Origin of the sequence: Spirillospora sp. NPDC049652, from assembly GCF_040675125.1 — a bacterium.
Lineage (GTDB): Bacteria > Actinomycetota > Actinomycetes > Streptosporangiales > Streptosporangiaceae > Spirillospora.
Map to the genome: position 1 here is coordinate 1 of NZ_JBFAOF010000989.1, position 2548 is coordinate 2548.

4 protein-coding genes are annotated in these 2548 nt (G+C 75.6%); all 4 read left to right on the forward strand.

The window, feature by feature from the left end; genetic code table 11:
- Positions 1 to 232, forward strand: a 232-nt coding sequence (locus tag AB0J52_RS35850) for an alpha/beta fold hydrolase (RefSeq protein WP_500187366.1), incomplete at its 5' end; no start/stop codon positions are given.
- A complete protein-coding gene (gene pcaC / locus AB0J52_RS35855; protein WP_500187367.1) occupies positions 229 to 651 on the forward strand; it encodes a 4-carboxymuconolactone decarboxylase in 423 nt (140 codons plus the stop codon). The genes AB0J52_RS35850 and pcaC, both read left to right, overlap by 4 nt.
- 3 nt (positions 652 to 654) lie before the next feature.
- On the forward strand, positions 655 to 1623 hold the full coding sequence (locus tag AB0J52_RS35860; protein ID WP_500187368.1) for an IclR family transcriptional regulator: 969 nt from the start codon (positions 655 to 657) through the stop codon (positions 1621 to 1623).
- Positions 1624 to 1700: 77 nt separating this feature from the next.
- Positions 1701 to 2548: 4-hydroxybenzoate 3-monooxygenase (locus AB0J52_RS35865; protein WP_500187369.1), on the forward strand; the 848-nt coding region annotated here is incomplete at its 3' end.

The window sequence follows — 2548 nt, forward strand, 5'->3', positions numbered from 1 at the left end:
CGCCACCGGCCGGCTCGACGGGATCACCGCTCCGACGCTGGTCGTCGCCGGCGCGCAGGACGCGGCGACCCCGCCGGGCGGGCACGCCGACGTCCTGGCGGCGCGCATCCCCGACTCGGTGCTGACGGTCGTCGACCACGCGGGGCACCTCGCGAACGTCGAGCAGCCCCGGGCAGTGACCGACGCGCTCGTCCACCATCTCGACCGAACCTGGAAGGGGAGCGCCGAGTGAACGGCGACGATCGGCCCCGCGCCGAGAAGACCCGTACCGACGGGCAGCGGCACGCCGACGGGATGCGGACCCGCCGGGAGGTCCTGGGCGACGCGCACGTGGACCGCGCGGTCGCCGCCACCACCGACTTCACCGCCGACTTCCAGGACCTCATCACCCGCTACGCGTGGGACGAGATCTGGAACCGGCCCGGCCTGGACCGCAGGACCCGCAGCTGCGTCACCCTCACCGCCATGGTCGCGGGTGGCCACCACGACGAGCTCGCCATGCACGTGCGGGCGGCGCTGCGCAACGGCCTCACCCGCGACGAGATCAAGGAGGTCCTGCTGCAGACCGCGGTCTACTGCGGGGTGCCCGCCGCGAACTCGGCGTTCGCCGTCGCGCGCCGGGTGCTGGCCGACCTCGACGCGGAGGAGTAGCGCGTGGACGCACGGCGCCCGCCGACGGCGGCGGGCAAGGTGATGGCGATCCTGGACGCGTTCGCGCCCGGGGACGTCCGGCTCACGCTGAGCGAGATCTGCCGCCGCGCCGCGCTGCCGCCGTCCACCGGGCACCGCCTGGTCGGCGAGCTGACGGCGAACGGCTTCCTGGAGCGCACACCGGACGACGGCACCTACCGCATCGGCACCCGGCTCTGGCGGATCGGGAGCCGCGCGCCGGCCGTCAGCGGCCTGCGCGAACTCGCGCTGCCGCACATGGAGGACCTGTACGAGGCGACGCACGACAACGTCCAGCTCGCGGTGCTCCGCGACGGGCGGGCGCTGTTCGTGGAGCGGCTGCGCGGCCGCCGCTCGGTGCCGGTCGTGACGCAGGTGGGCTCCGACCTGCCGCTGCACGCCACCGGCGCGGGCAAGGTGCTGCTCGCCTACGCCGACCCGGCGGCGCGCGAGGCGCTGCTGGCGGTTCCGCTCACCCGCCACACGCCCGCCACCCTCACCGACGCGGAGGAACTGCGCCGCGACCTGGCGGCGACCCGCCGCCGGGGCTACGCCACGACCCGGGACGAGATGACCGTCGGCGCGTCCTCGGTCGGCGTGCCCGTCCGCGACCGCAACGGCACGGTCGTCGCGGCGTTGTCGCTGGTCACGCGCACCCGCGGAGCCGACCCGCGGCGGCTCGTCCCGCCCCTGGCCACGGCGGCGCGCGCGTTGTCGCGCGACCTCGCCGTGCACTGGAACTCCGGCACCGGCTCGCCGCGCCTGGACACCGAACCCCGTGTTGGCGAGCCCCGCGTCGCCGAACCGCGCGTCGGCGAGCGTGTTGGCGAGCCCCGTGTCGGCGAGCTCCACGTCGTTGAGCCACCGCCGCACGTGGACGCGTCGCGGCCGGACGTCCCGGACGTCGCGGCCGAGCCGCTGGACGCCGTCCCGCCGCGCCCGGCCGCGGACTGACCGACCCGACCCGGGGATACCCGTCCCCGCGGCACAGGGCCGCCCACCCCGGGGACGGCCGGACCAAGGAGGATCCCATGCGCACGCAGGTCGCGATCGTCGGCGGCGGACCGGCGGGTCTGCTGCTGTCCCACCTACTGCACCGGCAGGGCGTCGACACGGTGGTGCTGGAGAGCCGCGACCGCGCCTACGTGGAGCGCCGGCAGCGCGCCGGGATGCTGGAGCAGGGCACCACCGACGTGCTGCGCGACAGCGGCGCGGGCGCGCGGCTCGACCGCGAGGGCCTGGTCCACCACGGCATCGAGCTGCGGTTCGGCGGCGCGGGCCACCGGATACCGATCACCGACCTCACCGGCCGGACCGTCACCGTCTACGCGCAGACCGAGATCGTCAAGGACCTGGTCGCGCTGCGCCTGGCGGACGGCGGCGACGTCCGGTTCGAGGCGGAGGTGCTCTCGCTCGACCCGTCCACCGGGACCGTGGTCTTCCGGCAGGACGGCGTGACCCGCGAGCTGGCCGCCGACTACATCGCGGGCTGCGACGGGTTCCACGGCGTCAGCCGCCGCGCCGTCCCGGACGTGCGGACCTTCACCCGCGACTACCCGTTCGCCTGGCTCGGCGTCCTCGCCGACGTCGCCCCGTCCACCGACGAGCTGATCTACGCGAGCCACGAGCGCGGCTTCGCGCTGCACAGCCTGCGCTCGCCCTCGGTCAGCCGCCTCTACCTCCAGGTCGCCCCGGACGAGGACCTCGCCCTCTGGTCCGACCAGCGGATCTGGGACGAGCTGGCCACCCGGTTCGGCACCCCGGACGGCTGGGAACTGAGGCCCGGTCCGATCACCGACCGCTCGGTCACGCCGATGCGCAGCTTCGTCGCCGAGCCGATGCGGCACGACCGGCTGTTCCTCGCCGGGGACGCCGCGCA